13 protein-coding genes are annotated in these 15,953 nt (G+C 70.1%); all 13 read left to right on the top strand.

Annotation, left to right across the window (positions count from 1 at the left end):
- Positions 1-120 precede the first annotated feature (120 nt).
- Complete coding sequence (gene flgB, locus LZ017_RS11495; protein WP_241396971.1) at positions 121-534, top strand: flagellar basal body rod protein FlgB; 414 nt, start codon at positions 121-123, stop codon at positions 532-534.
- Between the two features lie 20 nt (positions 535-554).
- Complete coding sequence (gene flgC / locus LZ017_RS11490; protein ID WP_241396970.1) at positions 555-971, top strand: flagellar basal body rod protein FlgC; 417 nt, start codon at positions 555-557, stop codon at positions 969-971.
- Between the two features lie 18 nt (positions 972-989).
- A complete protein-coding gene (locus tag LZ017_RS11485) occupies positions 990-1,664 on the top strand; it encodes a flagellar hook assembly protein FlgD (RefSeq protein ID WP_241396969.1) in 675 nt (224 codons plus the stop codon).
- Between the two features lie 40 nt (positions 1,665-1,704).
- On the top strand, positions 1,705-3,108 hold the full coding sequence (gene flgE, locus LZ017_RS11480) for a flagellar hook protein FlgE (RefSeq protein WP_241396968.1): 1,404 nt from the start codon (positions 1,705-1,707) through the stop codon (positions 3,106-3,108).
- Between the two features lie 37 nt (positions 3,109-3,145).
- Entirely contained in the window at positions 3,146-3,874 is a 729-nt protein-coding gene (flgF, locus tag LZ017_RS11475) for a flagellar basal-body rod protein FlgF (protein ID WP_241396967.1), read from the top strand.
- Positions 3,875-3,909: 35 nt separating this feature from the next.
- The gene (gene flgG, locus LZ017_RS11470) at positions 3,910-4,692 is read left to right on the top strand and encodes a flagellar basal-body rod protein FlgG (protein ID WP_241396966.1); all 783 of its coding nucleotides are present in this window, start codon (positions 3,910-3,912) and stop codon (positions 4,690-4,692) included.
- A 67-nt stretch (positions 4,693-4,759) separates the two neighbouring features.
- Entirely contained in the window at positions 4,760-5,461 is a 702-nt protein-coding gene (locus tag LZ017_RS11465) for a flagellar basal body L-ring protein FlgH (protein WP_241396965.1), read from the top strand.
- A 48-nt stretch (positions 5,462-5,509) separates the two neighbouring features.
- On the top strand, positions 5,510-6,652 hold the full coding sequence (locus LZ017_RS11460; RefSeq protein ID WP_241396964.1) for a flagellar basal body P-ring protein FlgI: 1,143 nt from the start codon (positions 5,510-5,512) through the stop codon (positions 6,650-6,652).
- Position 6,653: 1 nt separating this feature from the next.
- Positions 6,654-7,556 (top strand): flagellar assembly peptidoglycan hydrolase FlgJ, encoded by a 903-nt coding sequence (gene flgJ, locus LZ017_RS11455; protein ID WP_241396963.1) that lies wholly within the window; start codon positions 6,654-6,656, stop codon positions 7,554-7,556.
- Between the two features lie 38 nt (positions 7,557-7,594).
- Positions 7,595-9,613 (top strand): flagellar hook-associated protein FlgK, encoded by a 2,019-nt coding sequence (flgK, locus tag LZ017_RS11450; RefSeq protein WP_241396962.1) that lies wholly within the window; start codon positions 7,595-7,597, stop codon positions 9,611-9,613.
- A gap of 52 nt (positions 9,614-9,665) precedes the next feature.
- Positions 9,666-10,919 carry a flagellar hook-associated protein FlgL gene (gene flgL, locus LZ017_RS11445; protein ID WP_241396961.1) on the top strand — a complete coding sequence of 418 codons (1,254 nt, stop codon included), beginning with the start codon at positions 9,666-9,668 and terminating at the stop codon, positions 10,917-10,919.
- Positions 10,920-10,926: 7 nt separating this feature from the next.
- Positions 10,927-12,111, top strand: coding sequence for an EAL and HDOD domain-containing protein (locus LZ017_RS11440; protein WP_241396960.1), 1,185 nt, complete (start codon positions 10,927-10,929; stop codon positions 12,109-12,111).
- Positions 12,112-12,144: 33 nt separating this feature from the next.
- Positions 12,145-15,867: a PAS domain S-box protein gene (locus LZ017_RS11435; protein ID WP_241396959.1), complete on the top strand. Its 3,723-nt coding sequence runs from the start codon at positions 12,145-12,147 to the stop codon at positions 15,865-15,867.
- Positions 15,868-15,953 lie beyond the last annotated feature (86 nt).

Here is a 15,953-nt window from a genome sequence, read left to right as displayed (position 1 = left end):
CGGCAAAGCCCTTGCTATTCCCGCTCATGTTTTCCGGGTCGCGTTCCCACAATCCCGTCACCTGCCCGAAAAGCGCCCCGAGCCTCCCTGGCCCCGGTCGCCGGACAGGCGGAGTCCAACATGATCTCTCGCATCACCGACACGCTGAACTTCCAGGCCCAGGCGCTGACGCTGAGGGCGGAGCGTCAGCGCCTGCTGGCCAGCAACATCGCCAACGCGGACACGCCCGGCTACCAGGCGCGCGACTTCGACTTCGCCCGCGCGCTGAAGGAAGCCACCGGCGCCCTGCCCGTCCCCGGCGCGATGGCCGCCACCCAGCCGGGCCACATGGCCCCGGTCGCGGGCGCGCGCAGCGACAGCCAGAAAACCTATGCGCTGGCCGCCCAGACCAGCCTGGACAGCAACACCGTGGACATGGACCGCGAACGCGCCAGCTTCGCCGACAACACCGTGAAATATGAGGCGACGCTGCGCTTCATCAACGGGTCGGTGCGCACCACGCTGGACGCGATGAAGTCGCCCAACGCCGCCTGACGCCCCGAGGGAGCCCGATCATGTCGATGTTCCAGATCTTCAACATCTCCGGCAGCGCGGTCAGCGCGCAGAGCCAGCGCCTCAACGTCGTCGCCAGCAACCTGGCCAATGCCGACACCGTGGCCGGCCCCGACGGCCAGGCCTACAAGGCGCGCCAGACGGTGTTCCAGACCCAGCTGATGGGCGCCACCGAGGACCTGGCCAACGCCGGGGTGCGCGTCGCGCAGATCTCCGAGGACCAGACGCCCGGGCGCCGCGTCCACGACCCGAAACACCCCAAGGCCGACGCCGAGGGCTATGTCACCTACAGCAACGTGAACACCGTGGAGGAGATGGTCAACATGATCTCCGCCTCGCGGTCCTACCAGAACAACCTGGAGGTGATGGGCACGGCCAAGAGCCTGCTGCTCAAGACCCTGCAGCTGGGCCAGTCCTGAACCGGGAGCTGAACACTCATGGACTTCTCCGCACTGAACAAGAACACCAGCAGCACGAGCAACAAGAGCGCGCTGCAGAACATCAACGCCAACGGCAACAGCGGGGCCAAGGGTGCCCAGGACACCCAGGACCGCTTCCTGAAGCTGCTCGTCGCGCAGATGCAGAACCAGGACCCGATGAACCCGATGGACAACGCCCAGGTCACGACCCAGCTGGCGCAGATCCAGACGGTCAGCGGCGTGGGCACGCTGAACACCAGCATCCAGGCCCTCGCCGGCCAGTTCAGCCAGATGCAGGCGCTGCAGAGCGTGGGGCTGGTGGGCCGCGAGGTCTCGGTGCCGGGCGACCAGGTCATCGTCAAGGACGGCAAGGCCAAGCTGGACTATGTGCTGGACAGCACCGCCGCGTCGGTGAAGCTGGAAGTGCTGTCCGCCAGCGGCGCCGTGGTCGACACCGTGGAGCTGGGCAAGCAAAAGGCCGGTGCGCAAAGCTACAGCTGGGACGCCGCCAAGGCCAACGGGCTGGAAGGCCTGAAGTGGCGCATCACCGCGACCAATGGCGACGCCAAAGTGGCCTCCACCACCATGATGCGCGACACCGTGACGGCGCTGAACACCGCCGGCTCGACGCTGCAGCTGGAGCTGAAGTACTCGGGCACCGTCGACTACACCAAGATCCGCGCCATCGGCTGAGGCCGGCGCCCGCAGCAAACACCACGCCAAGGAACACACCATGAGCTTCCAGCAAGGTCTCTCCGGTCTGAACGCTTCCAGCAAAAGCCTGGAGGTCATCGGCAACAACATCGCCAACTCCAGCACCTACGGGGCCAAGGGCTCGCGCGCCGAGTTCGCCGATGTCTACGCCACCGCGCTGAACGGCGCGGGCTCCAACCCCATCGGCATCGGCACGCGCATCGCGGCGGTGGCCCAGCAGTTCACGCAGGGCAACATCACCATCACCGAGAACCCGATGGATCTGGCGATCAACGGCGGCGGTTTTTTCCAGGTGACCGACGGCCGCAACCCCACGCTGTACACCCGCAACGGCCAGTTCAAGGTCGACAACGACGGCTTCATCGTCAACAACGACCAGCTCAAGCTGCTGGGCTATCCGGCCGACGCCAATGGCGTGATCCAGCCCGGCCTGGCCCAGCCGCTGAAGCTGCCCACCGGCGGCATCGACCCCAAGACCACCTCCAAGGTGCAGATGGAGTTCAACCTGGACTCCCGCTCGCAGCCCACCGCGCCCTACACGCTGGACACCAGCACGACGCCGCCGACCAAGGTCGACCAGCCCGGCGTGACGCTGAACGATCCCAAGACCTACAACAACGCCACCTCCATGACCGTCTATGACGCGAAGGGCCAGCCGGTGGCGCTGACGGTCTATTTCCAGCGCACCAACCAGACCGTGGCCGACGCCAACGGCCAGGCGCAGACGCAGTACCGCGTCTTCGTGACCGCCAACGGCAAGCCGCTGGAGTACGACGCCAGCGGCGCCGCCATCACGCCGACCGACCCCAACAAGCCCCAGGAGCCCTTCACGACGCTGCTCTTCCCGGCCAACGGCGGCAAGCCCAACTTCCCCGGGCCCAACGACTTCCTGAACATGAAGATCCCGGCGAGCACCAATGCCGCCGGGGCCCCGACCCTGCCCATTCCGGCGCCGCCGGCCGACCATGCCGATCCCACGGTGAAGGGCATCAGCGTCGACCTGCGCGGGGCCACCGAGAACGGCTCCAGCTTCGGCGTCACCAACCTGACCCAGGACGGCTACGCGCCGGGCCAGCTGGTGGGCATACGCATCGAGAACTCCGGCGTCGTGACCGCGCGCTATTCCAACGGCGAGTCCAAGCCGGCCGGTCAGGTCGAGCTGGCCAACTTCCGCAACCCGCAGGGCCTGCAGCCCCTGGGCGGCAACGTCTGGGCACGCACCAACACCTCGGGCGACCCGGTCGTCGGCGCGCCGGGCGACGGCAATATGGGCAAGCTGCAGGCCGGTTCGCTGGAGGATTCCAACGTCGACCTGACCTCCGAGCTGGTCAACATGGTCACGGCGCAGCGCGTCTACCAGGCCAATGCGCAGACCATCAAGACCCAGGACCAGGTGCTTCAGACCCTGGTGAACCTGCGCTGATCCGGACACGTCCCGACAGCCCTGAAGGAGAGCCTTGATGGACCGCATGATCTACCTCTCGATGGCCGGCGCCAAGGCGGCCATGCAGCGTCAGGACGTGCTCTCCCACAACCTGGCCAATGTTTCCACCAACGGCTTCCGCGCCCAGCTGGCCGCCTTCCGCGCCGTGCCGGTGCGCGGCGACGGCGCCAGCACGCGCGCCTATGCGCTGGAGACCACGCTGGGTTACAGCGACGCCCCGGGCGTCGTGCAGCAGACCGGGCGCAACCTGGATGTCGCGATGCGCGGCAACGCCTGGCTCGCGGTCCAGGGGCTGGACGGCACCGAGGCCTACACGCGCGCCGGCAGCATGGATGTCAACGCCGAGGGCGTGCTGGTGCTGCGCAACGGCCTGCAGGTGCAGGGCGACGGCGGCCCCATCACCGTGCCGCAGGACGCCGAGGTGCAGATCGGCGCCGACGGCACCGTCAGCGCCAAGCGCGGCAACGAACGCCCGGTCAACCTGGGCAAGCTCAAGCTGGTGACGCCCGAGGCCCCGCTGACACGCGGCGAGGACGGGCTGTTCCGCGCCGCCGAAGCCGACCTGCCCGCCGATCCCAATGCGCGGCTGCAGGACGGCGCGCTGGAGGGCTCCAACGTGAGCCCGGTGGAGACCATGGTGGGCATGATCGCCGCCGCCCGCCAGTTCGAGCAGCAGATGAAGCTGCTGCAGATCGCGCAGACGCAGGGCCAGACCGCGGCCAAGCTGCTGTCCAGCAACCCCTGACCCCGCCCACCTGACACCCGCCAGGAGCCACCGACATGATCCGTTCCCTGTGGATTGCCAAGACCGGCATGGAGGCCCAGCAGACCCAGCTGGACACCATCTCGCACAACCTCTCCAACGTCTCGACGAACGGCTACAAGCGCTCGCACGCGGTGTTCGAGGACCTGATCTATCAGAACCTGCGCCAGAGCGGCGCCAACACCACCGAGCAGACGCAACTGCCCACCGGCTTGCAGCTGGGCCTGGGCACGCGCGCGGTGGCGACTTCGCGCATCTTCAGCCAGGGCAGCCTGCAGCAGACCACCAACAACCTGGACCTGGCGGTCAAGGGCAACGGCTTCTTCCAGATCCAGATGCCCGACGGCACCACGGCCTATACCCGCGACGGCTCCTTCCAGCTCAACGCCAACGGCCAGATGGTGACCAACAACGGCTACACCCTGCTGCCCGGCATCGTGGTGCCGGCGGACGCCAAGTCGCTGACGGTGGGCCAGGATGGCACGGTCAGCGTGACCACCGGCACCAACCCGCAGCCCCAGACCCTGGGTCAGCTGCAGCTGGCCAGCTTCGTCAACCCGGCCGGCCTGGAGCCGCTGGGCCAGAACCTGTTCGGCGAGACCGCCTCGTCCGGCACGCCCAACACCGGCGCGCCGAACGCCAACGGGCTGGGCGCGCTGCAGCAGGGCTTTGTCGAGACCTCCAACGTCAACGTGGTCGAGGAGCTGGTGTCCATGATCCAGACCCAGCGCGCCTACGAGCTCAACTCCAAGGCCGTGCAGACCTCCGACCAGATGCTGCAGAAGCTGGCGCAGATCTGAGCGCGGCGCCGCCACTAGACCGCAACACCTGACCCCCACCTCCCATCACCGCCCCGTGAGGCCCGCCATGCGCACCGCCACCACCGCCCCCTCCCTGCTGCGCCTGCTCGGCGCCGCCCTGGTGCTGCCGCTGGCGGCCTGCGGCACGATGTACCCGCAGCCGCGCGTGGACATGACGCCGGCCCCGGTCGTGCGCATGCCCGAGGCGCAGATGCTGCCGCCCAGCAACGGCGCGATCTACCAGGCCGCCGCCTACCGGCCGCTCTTCGAGGACAACCGCGCCCGCCATGTCGGCGATGTGATCACGGTGCAGATCGTCGAGCGCGTCAGCGCGACGCAGAAGTCCACCAGCGCGCTGAACAAGACCGGCGACCTGGCCGCCGGCGTGAGCGCGCTGCCCGGCATCTCGCCCAACTCATTCGCCAACGGCCGCGCCTCGGCCACCGGCAGCAGCGCGTCCAAGTCGGCCGGCAGCGGCACCAACGAGAACAGCAACGACTTCACCGGCACCATCACCGCGGTGGTGGTGGCGGTGCTGCCCAACGGCCACCTGCTGGTCAGCGGCGAAAAGCAGATCGGCGTCAACCAGAACGTCGACGTGCTGCGCTTCTCCGGCCAGGTCGATCCGCGCTCCATCGGCCAGGGCAACCTCGTGCCCTCCGCGTCCATCGCCAACGTGCGCATCGAGCAGCGCGGCCGCGGCGCCGTCGCCGATGCCCACGGAATAGGCTGGCTGTCGCGGTTCTTTTTGAACCTTTCGCCGATCTAAAGTTTTCCCACAATCGGTCTCATCGCTCCCCAAAGCCGTGAGACCGAGATGTACCCCTCTGCCCTTTACCGCCTGCGCGGACTCACAGCCCCCCTCCAGGCCCTGCTGATCGCCGCCGCCGCATTCGGCGCCGCGCTGCCCGCCCAGGCCCTGCGCATCAAGGAAGTCGCCGCGGTCCAGGGCGTGCGCAGCAACCCGCTGACCGGCTACGGCATCGTCGTCGGCCTGGACGGCACGGGAGACCAGACCACCCAGGCGCCCTTCACCGGCCAGAGCCTGACCTCCATGCTGCAGCAGTTCGGCGTGCTGCTGCCCCAGGGGGTGACCATGCAGCCGCGCAACGTCGCCGCGGTGATGGTGACCGCCCAGCTGCCGCCCTTCGCGCAGCCGGGCCAGCCGCTGGACATCGTCGTCTCCTCCATGGGCAATGCCAAGAGCCTGCGCGGCGGCACGCTGATCGCCACCCCGCTCAAGGGCGCGGATGGCCAGGTCTATGCGATCGCGCAGGGCAATGTGGTCGTCGGCGGCGCCGGCGCCTCGGCGGCCGGCTCCAAGGTGCAGATCAACCATCTGAGCGCCGGCCGCGTGCCGGGCGGCGCGCTGGTCGAGCGTTCGGTGCCTACCGCGGCGCTGTCCGGCGGCGACTTCATCCAGCTGGACCTGAACGCCAGCGACTTCGGCACCGCGCGCGCGGTGGCGCGCGCGATCAACCGTGCCAAGGGCGACGGCACGGCGCAGGCGATGGACGGCCGCGTCGTGCGCGTGCGCGCCCCGCAGACGCCCGACGCGCGCGTGGCCTTCCTCGCCGACATGGAGAACCTGCCGCTGGAGCTGGACACGCCGGCCGCGCGCATCGTGATCAACGCCCGCACCGGCTCGGTGGTGATGAACCAGGCCGTCACGCTGGCGCCCTGCGCGATCGCGCACGGCAACCTGTCGGTGACCATCACCAACACGCCGCAAGTCAGCCAGCCCAACGCGCTGTCCGGCGGCCAGACCACGGTGACCGAACGCGCCGACATCGCGATCCGCCAGGAACCCGGCGCGCTCATCCAGATGCCCGCCGGCGCCAAGCTCGCCGACGTGGTGAAGGCGCTCAACACCCTGGGCGCCACGCCTCAGGACCTGCTGGCCATCCTGCAGGCCATGAAGAGCGCCGGCGCGATCCAGGCCGAGCTGGAGGTGATCTGACATGGCCAGCGACTCAAGCACCGTCGGGCGTTTTTCCGCCTCGTTCACCGACAACCGGTCGATCGAGGCGCTCAAGGCCGCCGCCGCCCGCGATCCCAAGGCCACCATCAAGGAAGCCTCGAAGCAGTTCGAGGCCTTGTTCATGCAGGAGGTGATGAAGAGCATGCGCTCCGCCACACTGTCCTCCGGCATGATGGAGAACTCGGCCACCCAGCTGGGCACCGAGATGCTGGACACCCAGTTCGCCGGCAAGATGACCGGCCTGCCGGGCGGTCTCTCGCAGGCCATCGAGCGCCACCTGCAGCGCCAGATGGGCATCACGCCCGAAACGCTGAACCGCGCGTCGGGCACCGGTCTGGAGCGCCGCGGCGACCTCACCGGCACGAACGCCGCCCTGCCGCAGCTGGCCAAGAAGAACGTGCAGCCGCATGTGCAGAGCTTCATCCTGCAGCACGACGGTGCCGCCAAGGCCGCGCAGGCCGCCACCGGCATCCCGGCCAGCTTCATGATCGCGCAGGCCGCGCACGAATCCGGCTGGGGCAAGCGCGAGATCCTGAACAAGGATGGCAGCAGCAGCTTCAATGTCTTCGGCATCAAGGCCGGTGCCGGCTGGACCGGCAAGGTCGCCGAGGTGCAGACCACCGAGTACGTCGACGGCAAGCCTCAGCGCGTGACCGCCAAGTTCCGCGCCTATGGCAGCTACGAGGAAGCCTTCAAGGACTACGCACGCCTGCTCACCGGCAACGACCGCTACCGCGACGTGGTCGCCAAGGCCAACAGCAACAGCGCCGAGGGCTTTGCGCGCGGCCTGCAGAAGGCCGGCTACGCCACCGACCCCGAGTACGCCAACAAGCTCGCGCGCGTCATCAACACCACGGTGCGCGTGCAGCGCGCCTTGGCTTGAGGCCGCCCGCGCGGCATCACGACTAAAGAGGAAAGATCATGGGTACCTCCGCATTGCTGACCCTGGGCATGCGATCCATGTTCGCCAGCCAGGCGGCGCTGCAGACCATCGGCCAGAACATCGCCAACGCGAACACGCCCGGCTATTCGCGCCAGCAGGTCTTGCTCACCACGCCCGAGGGCCAGTACACCGGCGCCGGCTTCTTCGGCAAGGGCGTCAACGTGCAGACGGTCACGCGCGCCCACAACGATTTCCTCACCAAGGAGGCGGCGAGCGCCAAGTCGCAGGCCTTCATGGACTCCACCCGCTCGGCCCAGCTGATGCAGCTGGAGAAGCTCTTCCCCACCGGCGACCAGGGCCTGGGCCAGTCGGTCAACGTCTTCCTCAACGCCATGGTCGACGTGGCCAGCCGCCCCGCCGATCCGTCGGCGCGTCAGGTCGTGCTGGGCCGCGCGCAGGACCTCGCGGCGCGCTTCCAGAATGCCGGCCAGCAGCTGGCCGACCTGCAGTCCGGCGTGGTCAGCGACATGAACGCCGACGTCAAGGTCGTCAACCAGCTCACCAAGCAGATCGCCCAGGCGAACGACCAGATCGCGCGCACCATGGGCTCGGGCCATGACGCCAACGACCTGCTGGACCAGCGCGACCGATTGATCTCGGAGCTGAGCCAGTACGTCCAGGTCACGACGGTGAAGAACGACCGCGACGGCAGCCTGGGCGTGTTCATCGGCGGCGGCCAGCGCCTGGTGCTGGGCTCGCAGGCCCAGGAGCTGCAAGTCAGCGCCGACCCCTATGACGGCGCCCGCGCCCAGCTCTCCATCAAGGAAGCGAGCGGCAACCGCGTGCTCGATGAGAGCGTGCTCACCGGCGGCACGCTGACCGCGCTGCTGAGCTACCAGAACAAGGACCTGCAGGACGCGCGCAACATGCTCGGGCAGATGGCGCAGGCCATGGCCGACCGCGTCAACCGCCAGCAGTCGCTGGGCATGGACCTCAACGCCCAACCCGGCGCGCCGATGTTCAAGGTGGCGCAGCCCGCCGCGCTGCCGGCCAGCACCAACACCGGCACCGGCAGCCTGCAGGTGGACATCAAGCCCGGCAACGGCGCGCGTGTGCCGGCCAAGTCCTTCGTCATCCAGGCCGACCCCAACGGCGTGCCCGACCAGTACCTGGTCGCCGTGCGCGACGGCAGCCAGCCGACGCTGATGACCAAGAGCCAGATTGAGGACAAGTACGGCTTCACCCTCACCGCGGGCGGCAGCTTCAACCCCGGCGACAGCTTCCTGGTCGAACCGGCCGGCACCGGCGCCGCCAGCTTCAAGGTGGCGCTGGACAACCCCGCGGGCATCGCCGCCGCGGCGCCGGTCACCGCCACCGTCGCCAGCACCAACCGCGGCACCGCGACGGTGGACTCGCTCTACACCGTCAACGACAAGTACGACAAGACCAAGCAGCCGCTCACCATCCAGTTCGGCTCGGTGGACTCGACCGACCAGAGCATCAACTACACCATCACTCTGTCCGACGGCTCCACGCTGGCGGGCAAGTGGAAGGCCGGCTCGGCGATCGGCAACGACCCGCTGTCGGGCATCGACCTGGGCTTCGAGCTGCGCCTGAACGGCGTGCCGCGCGGCGAGACCGTCAACCCGGACGGCAGCGTGACGCCCGGCGACAAGATCTCCATGACGGTGTCCGACAAGGTGGTCAGCACCAACAACGGCAATGCCAAGGCCTTCCTGGGCTTGCAGAAGGAAGCCTTCGTCGGTCGCCAGCTGCAGGCCGACGGCAGCCTGTCGCGCGGCCAGACCATGACCGAGGCCTATGCCGCCGCGATGGCCGACGTGGGTTCGCGGGTGCAGGGCGCGCAGTACCTGTCCGAGGTGTCCTCCAGCGTCGCCAGCGACGCCGAGGCCACGCGCTCCGGCCAGGCCGGCGTCAACCTGGACGAGGAAGCCGCCCGCCTGATGCAGTTCCAGCAGAGCTACCAGGCCGCCGCCAAGGTGCTGCAGACCGCGCAGAACATCTTCGATCAGCTGCTCTCCATCGTTCAGCGCTGAGCGCCGCGCAACGAGCAACCCATGAGGCCCTCCCCGAGGTGAAAGGACGATCATGAGACTGGCCACTTCCAACATGTTCGACGCCAGCATCTCCACGCTGCAGCAGCGCCAGCAGCGCATGCAGGAAGCGCAGGAGCGGCTGACCTCCGGCAAGCGGGTGCAACGCGCCAGCGACGACCCCACCGCCGCGGCGCGCGCCGAACGCGCGCAGACCACGATCGGCCAGGTCGACGCCAGCAAGCGCGCGCTGGACGCCAGCCGCAACGCGATGACGCTCAGCGAATCCGCGCTGGGCGACGCCAACGAGCTGCTGCAGCAGATCCGCGAAACCATGATGGCGGCCGGCAACGCCAGCTACAGCGACCCCGAGCGCGCCGGACTGGCCAACAAGATCCAGGGCCTGCGCGACCAGCTGCTGTCCATCGCCAACCGCAGCGACGGCGCGGGCAGCTATCTGTTCGGCGGTCAGGGCACCGACGGCCCCCCCTTCCTGGACAAGCCGCGCCTGGACTCGGCCGGCAACCCGGTTCCCGGCGGCGGCGTGCGTTTCGAGGGCGTGGCCGGCAACATCACGACCGGCAACATGGAGCCCTACCCGATCAGCGTGGACGGCAAGCTGGCCTTCGAGCAGGCGCGCAGCGGCAACGGCAGCTTCGTCACCGCCGGCGCGCCCAACGTGGTCGACGCGACGCGCAAGCCCGGCGGCTGGGTGGACCGCGGCCGCGTCACCGACCCCGCGCTGCTGACCGGCCACGACTACAGCATCCAGATCAGCGGCAGCGCGCCGTCGCAGACCGTCGCCGTCTTCGACCTGACCACCGGCGCCGGCGTGCCGCTGGCCGACAGCAGCTTCACGCCCGGCAAGACCCTCACCTTCGACGGCATGGCCATGACCATCAGCGGCAGCCCGGTCGACGGCGAGGCCTATTCCGTCACCCCCTCCACCAGCGACCTGCGCCTGTTCGAGGTGCTGGACCGCGCCATCGACGGGCTGCGCCAGCCCAACCGCAATGGCGCCGAGGTCACCCAGGCCAACCTGATCACGATCCGCGATCTCGACGCAGCGATGGGCGGCATGCAGACCATGCGCGCCCGCGTCGGCGAGCAGCTCAACAACCTGGACGGCTCCTCCGAGCGGCTGGACTCGCTGAAGCTGTACAACCAGGCGGAACGCTCGGCCGCCGAGGATCTGGACATGACCCAGGGCATATCCGACTTCCAGAACCAGCAGACCGGCTACGATGCCGCGCTGAAAACCTATTCCATGGTGCAGCGCATGTCGCTGTTCCAGTACATCAACAGTTAGACATCGCATGAACTCCTCCCACGCCATCCTGGGTCAGCTCGCGGCGGGCTATGCGCCACTGGTCGACAAGCAGCGCGAGATCGGCGCGACGCGGCTGACGCTGTTCGCGTTGCGCCCGGACGCGGCGCTGGATGCGGGGGCGCTGCTGACCGCCGTCGTCGACGCCTTCCCGGCCTCGGCGCTGGTGCTCAACGTGGCGCACGAGGGCCTGCTGCGCGATCTGCTGGCGCAGGAACTGCCGGCCAACGTGCAGCTGGAGCTGCCCACCTTCCTGGCCACCGACGCGACGCTGGCCGATGCGCTGCGCGCCCGCGCCGCCAAGGGCACGGTGCTGCTGCTCAAGGGCCGGCCGCCGGCGACGATGGACCCGGCGCTGCTGGGTCTGTTCAAGAAGCTGGTGCTGGACCTGGACGAGGCGCGCCAGGGTCCGGTGGCGCTGCCGCGCGGCGCCGCGCTGGTGCACGCCGGCGCGCGCAGCGCCGCGGACTTCGACGAGTCCTTCCGCCTCGGCGCCCAGGCCGTGATGGGCTGGCCCATGCAGGGCGAGTTCGAGCCGGCGCCCGGCGCCCCGCGCTCCGAGGTGCAGGCCGACCTGCAGGTCATCGTCGAGCTGATGTCGCGCGTCGACCAGGGCGAGGACATCGAGCGCCTGGAGCAGACGCTCAAGCGCGACCCCAGCCTGGCCTTCAAGCTGCTGCGCTACATGAATTCGGCCGCCTTCGGGCTGTCGGTCGAGGTGTCCTCGTTCCGCCACGCCATCATGCTGCTGGGCTATGCGCGGCTGAAGCGCTGGCTGGCGCTGCTGCTGGCCACCGCGAGCAAGGACCACAGCATGCGCCCGGTGATGTATGCCGCGCTGCGCCGCGGCCTGCTGATGGAAGAGCTGGCCAAGGGCATGGCCGAGGCCGAGCTGCGCGACGAGATGTTCATCTGCGGCCTGTTCTCGCTGCTGGACCACATGCTGCGCCAGCCCTTCGCGCGTTTGCTGCAGTCCATCCCGGTGCCCGAGCGGGTGCGCCAGGCGCTGGTGGAGCGCACCGGCCCCTACCAGCCCTACCTGGACCTGGTTCACGCGATCGAGAACGAGTCCGTCTTCGACTACCGCGCCGCGGCCGACGCGCTGATGCTGGGCGCGGAAGAGATCAACCACGCCCTGCTGCGCGCGCTCTACAAAGCGGCACAACTGGAATGAGCGGGGTCTGAACCCCGCTCCTACACTGGCGCCGTGTCGCCCCAGATCCCTCTCCTCGCCCCCGACCTGGCCGCCCTGCGCGGCCTGATGGCGACGCTGGACGACGCCGTGCTGCTGCTCGACGAGCAGCTGCGCGTGCTCGACGCCAATCCGCGCGCGCTCGCCACGCTGCAGATCAGCCCGGGCCAGGTCTTGCCCCCCTTGCGCACCGGTTCCGGCGCGCGCCTGCCGGACTGGCTGCGCCAGGCCAGCCTGGCGCTGCGCGAGGGTCGGCGCGGCCCGGTCGCGCCCAGCCTGAAGCTGGACAACGGCCAGCGCCTGCAGTTCAGCCTGGTGGCGCTGGACGAGTCCACCGCCTCGTCGGATCCGGCGCGCTGGTTGCTGCTGGGACGCATCCAGGGCCATGAACGACGCGCGGATGCGGCCGCGCCGCGCCGTGCGCCGGCCGCCGGCGAGGCCGACGCGCTGGCCGCTCCGCTGCGCGGCGAACCCGTGCCGCCGCAGCCCGGCCTGCCCGCGCTGCTGGCCGAACTCCCCGGCGCGGCCGAGTCGCGCGAGGCCCTGCTCGCCGCGCTGGCACCGCTGTGGGACGCACCGCTGCCGCTGGCGCTGCTGGACGGCCAGGGAGCGCTGCAGCTGGCCAACCCCGCGCTGCGCGAGCTGCAGCTGCCCCATTCGGGCCGGCCGCTGGCGCAGGCGCTGCAGGGCCGCTGGGCGCGCGAGCCGGCCGCGGCCGGCGCCTCCGCCGAGCTCATGCTGAAGGACGGCGCGGGCCGCGAGCGGCTGCTGCAATGCAGCCTGCGCCCGCTCGTCGCCGGCTGGAACCTGGCGCTGATGCAGGACCGCAGCGCCGAGCTGGCCGCGCGCGAGCATGCCGAGCGCCTGCAGGCCGAGGTGGAGCAATGGCTGGCGCTGAGCCCGCTGCCGCTGCTGATGTTCGATGCCCAGGGCCTGGTGCTGCGCGCCAACGCGGCACTGGCGCAGTTGCTGGGCGGCCAGCCGGCGACGCTGCATGAGGTCGACGCCACGCTGCAAACCTTGCTGGGCTGGACGCGGCAGGGCCCCGATGCCGGGCTCGCGGAACCGGGCCAGGTGCTGGTGCGCGAGGCCTCGCTGCCGGACGCGCAAGGCCGGCTGGACGGGCTGCGCGCCACCGTCTGCCGCATGCGCGACGATGGCCGCCGCCGCTATCTGGCCGTGCTGCAGCAGCGCGGCGCCGAGCTGGCGCGCGAACTCGCCGCGCAGCAGATCGACGCCTTGATGGACCTGGCCGGCGTCGCGCTGGCCACCCGCCACCAAAGCCTGGGCTGGCTGCGCCCCGACGGCGCCGAGCGGCGTGGCGCCAGCGCCCCATCGGCCCATGCGGCGGCGCTGCAGGGCGTCAACCGCGACATGGTCGAGCCCGACAGCCGCGCCGACTACGAGCGCCTGCAGCAGGCGCTGAAAAAGGGCGAAGCGGCCGATCTGCGCTACGCGGTCCAGCACCCCGAGCTGGGCCGGCGCTGGCTGCGCACCCGCGTCGCGCCGGGCCGGCTGTCCGACGGCCAGCGCCTGCTCACCGTGCTGACGCAGGACATGTCGGCGCAACAGCAGGCGCTCAGTCGCGGCGACCAGCTGCTGCAGGAGCTCAGCACCATCATGGACAGCGCCGGACTGGGGCTGGCCTATTTCCGCGACGGCCGGCTGCTGCGCAGCAACGGCGGCTTCGGCCGCATGCTGGGCCTGGACGAGGACCCGCCGCCCGGCAGCGAGGCGGCGACGCTGTTCGCGCCGCTGCCCGAGCTCGGCGAGCGCGTCGCGGAGGCGCTCGCGCAGCTGGACGCGCATGGGCTGGAACTGGAATTCCAGACCCCCGGCCAGGCGCGCTGGCATGCGCTGGCGCTGCGCCGCGTCGACCCGCTGCCGGCACCGGACGCGCGCCCGCGCGAGCTGATCGCGGTGATCAGCGACATCTCCCGGCTCAAGGCCCAGCAGGCCCAGCTGCAGGCGCTGGCGCAGGACCGCGAACTGATGTTCAGTCTGTCCGACGTCGGCATCGCCATCCTGCGCGCCGACCGCATCGAGCGCGCCAACGAGGCGTTGGCCGCGCTGCTGGGCTACCGCATCGACGAGCTCTCCGGCCTGCCGCTGACCGCGCTGTTCGATTCCGCCGCCCAGTACCAGCACGAGCAGCGCCTGGTCCGCCAGGCGCTGGGCGAGCACGGCCTGTGGCGCGGCGAGCGCCGCGTGCGTCGGCGCGACGGCAGCGTGCTGTGGATGCAGGTCAGCAAGCGTCTGCTGCGGCCCGGCGAACCCGACGCGGGGCTGATCGCGACCTATGTCAACGTGGACGACCGCCACCGCGCCCAGCAGTCGCTGATGCTACAGACCGAGCGCGAGCGCGCGGTGCTGGACTCGGTGCTGGTGGGCATCGTCACCGTGGGCCGCGCCGGCATCGAGTGGATGAACCGCTCGGCGCGGCGCATGTTCGGCGGCGATCTGGTCGAGTTCGCCGGCCAGCCCATGAGCATGGTGGCGACGCCCGACCCCGACCATCCCTTCCGCCAGACCCACTATCTGGAGGAGCTGACCGAAGGCCAGGCCGAGACCTTCGAATGCAGGCTCAAGGCGCGCGACGGACGCGAGTTCTGGGTCGTCGGCAACGCCGTCGTGACCGGCGGCGGCAGCGGCCGCCAGCTCACCTATGCGCTGTTGGACATCGAACGGCGCCGCCTGGCCGAGGCGCAGAGCCTGCAGGCGCAGGCCTCGCTGCGCCGCATCATCGAGGCCGCGCCGCTGGCGATCTCGCTGCACGACGCGCGCACGCTGCGCGTGGAACAGATCAACCAGGTGGCCGCGGCGCTGGCCGGGCGCAGCGAGTCCGAGCTGTTGGGCGCCAGCCCCGAGGACCTGTTCGGCGCCGAGCAGGGCCGCCTGCTGCGCGCCGACATGGAGGCCGCGCTGCAGGGCGACGGCGCGACCCAGCGCGAGTACCGCCTGGGCCGCGGCGAACCGCAGCGGCTGTGGGACGCACGCCTGCTGCACCTCTCCGGCGTCGCCGAGGGCGGCGGCGCCAGCGAGGACGACCAGGTGCTGCTGGTCGCCAGCGACGTGACCGAACAGCGCGCCCAGGAGGCGGCGCGGCTGGAGGCCGCGATCGCGCAGCGCGAACTGCTGGTGCGCGAGGTACACCACCGCATCAAGAACAACCTGCAGGGCGTCGCCGGGCTGCTGCAGCAGATCGCCAACCGCCGCCCCGAGGTCAAGAGCGTGATCAACGAGGCCGTGGGCCAGGTCCAAGCCATCGCGCAGGTCTACGGGCTGCAGGTGGGCGCCAGCGGGCCGCTGCGGCTGCGCAAGGTGGTCGAGGCCATCACCGGCTCGGTGCAGCGCATGTTCGGCCGCGAGATCCGCTGCGAGGTCGAGGGCCCGCTGGCGGACGCGCAACCCGGCTGGTCGCTGCCCGAGGCGGAATCCATCCCGATCGCGCTGACGCTCAACGAGCTGCTCACCAACGCCGTCAAGCACAGCCCGCAGACGCCGGTGCACTGCGTGCTGCGCTGCGAGGCCGAGCATGTGCTGGTGGAGATCAGCAACGAGGGCCAACTGCCCGCGGGCTTCGACCTGGCCCACGTGCCGGGCGGCGTGTCGGGGCTGGGCCTGGTGCGCGCGCTGCTGCCGCGGCGCAGCGCGCTGCTGACGCTGGAACAGCGCGGCGCACGGGTCGGCTGCAGCGTCATGCTGATGCCGCCCAGCATCAGCCTGCAGAAGATTTGATGCAGCGCAAGGCGTCACGCGAGTTCAGTGACAATAACCGCCGTGGTCAGACCTTCATGGAGATCCCTGAAGCCGGCCATGGCGCC

This window comes from Pelomonas sp. CA6 (genome assembly GCF_022549225.1).
Classification (GTDB): Bacteria; Pseudomonadota; Gammaproteobacteria; order Burkholderiales; family Burkholderiaceae_C; genus Roseateles.
Note: the sequence above shows the minus strand (reverse complement) of the source record. Positions and strands in the feature narration are given on the sequence as shown.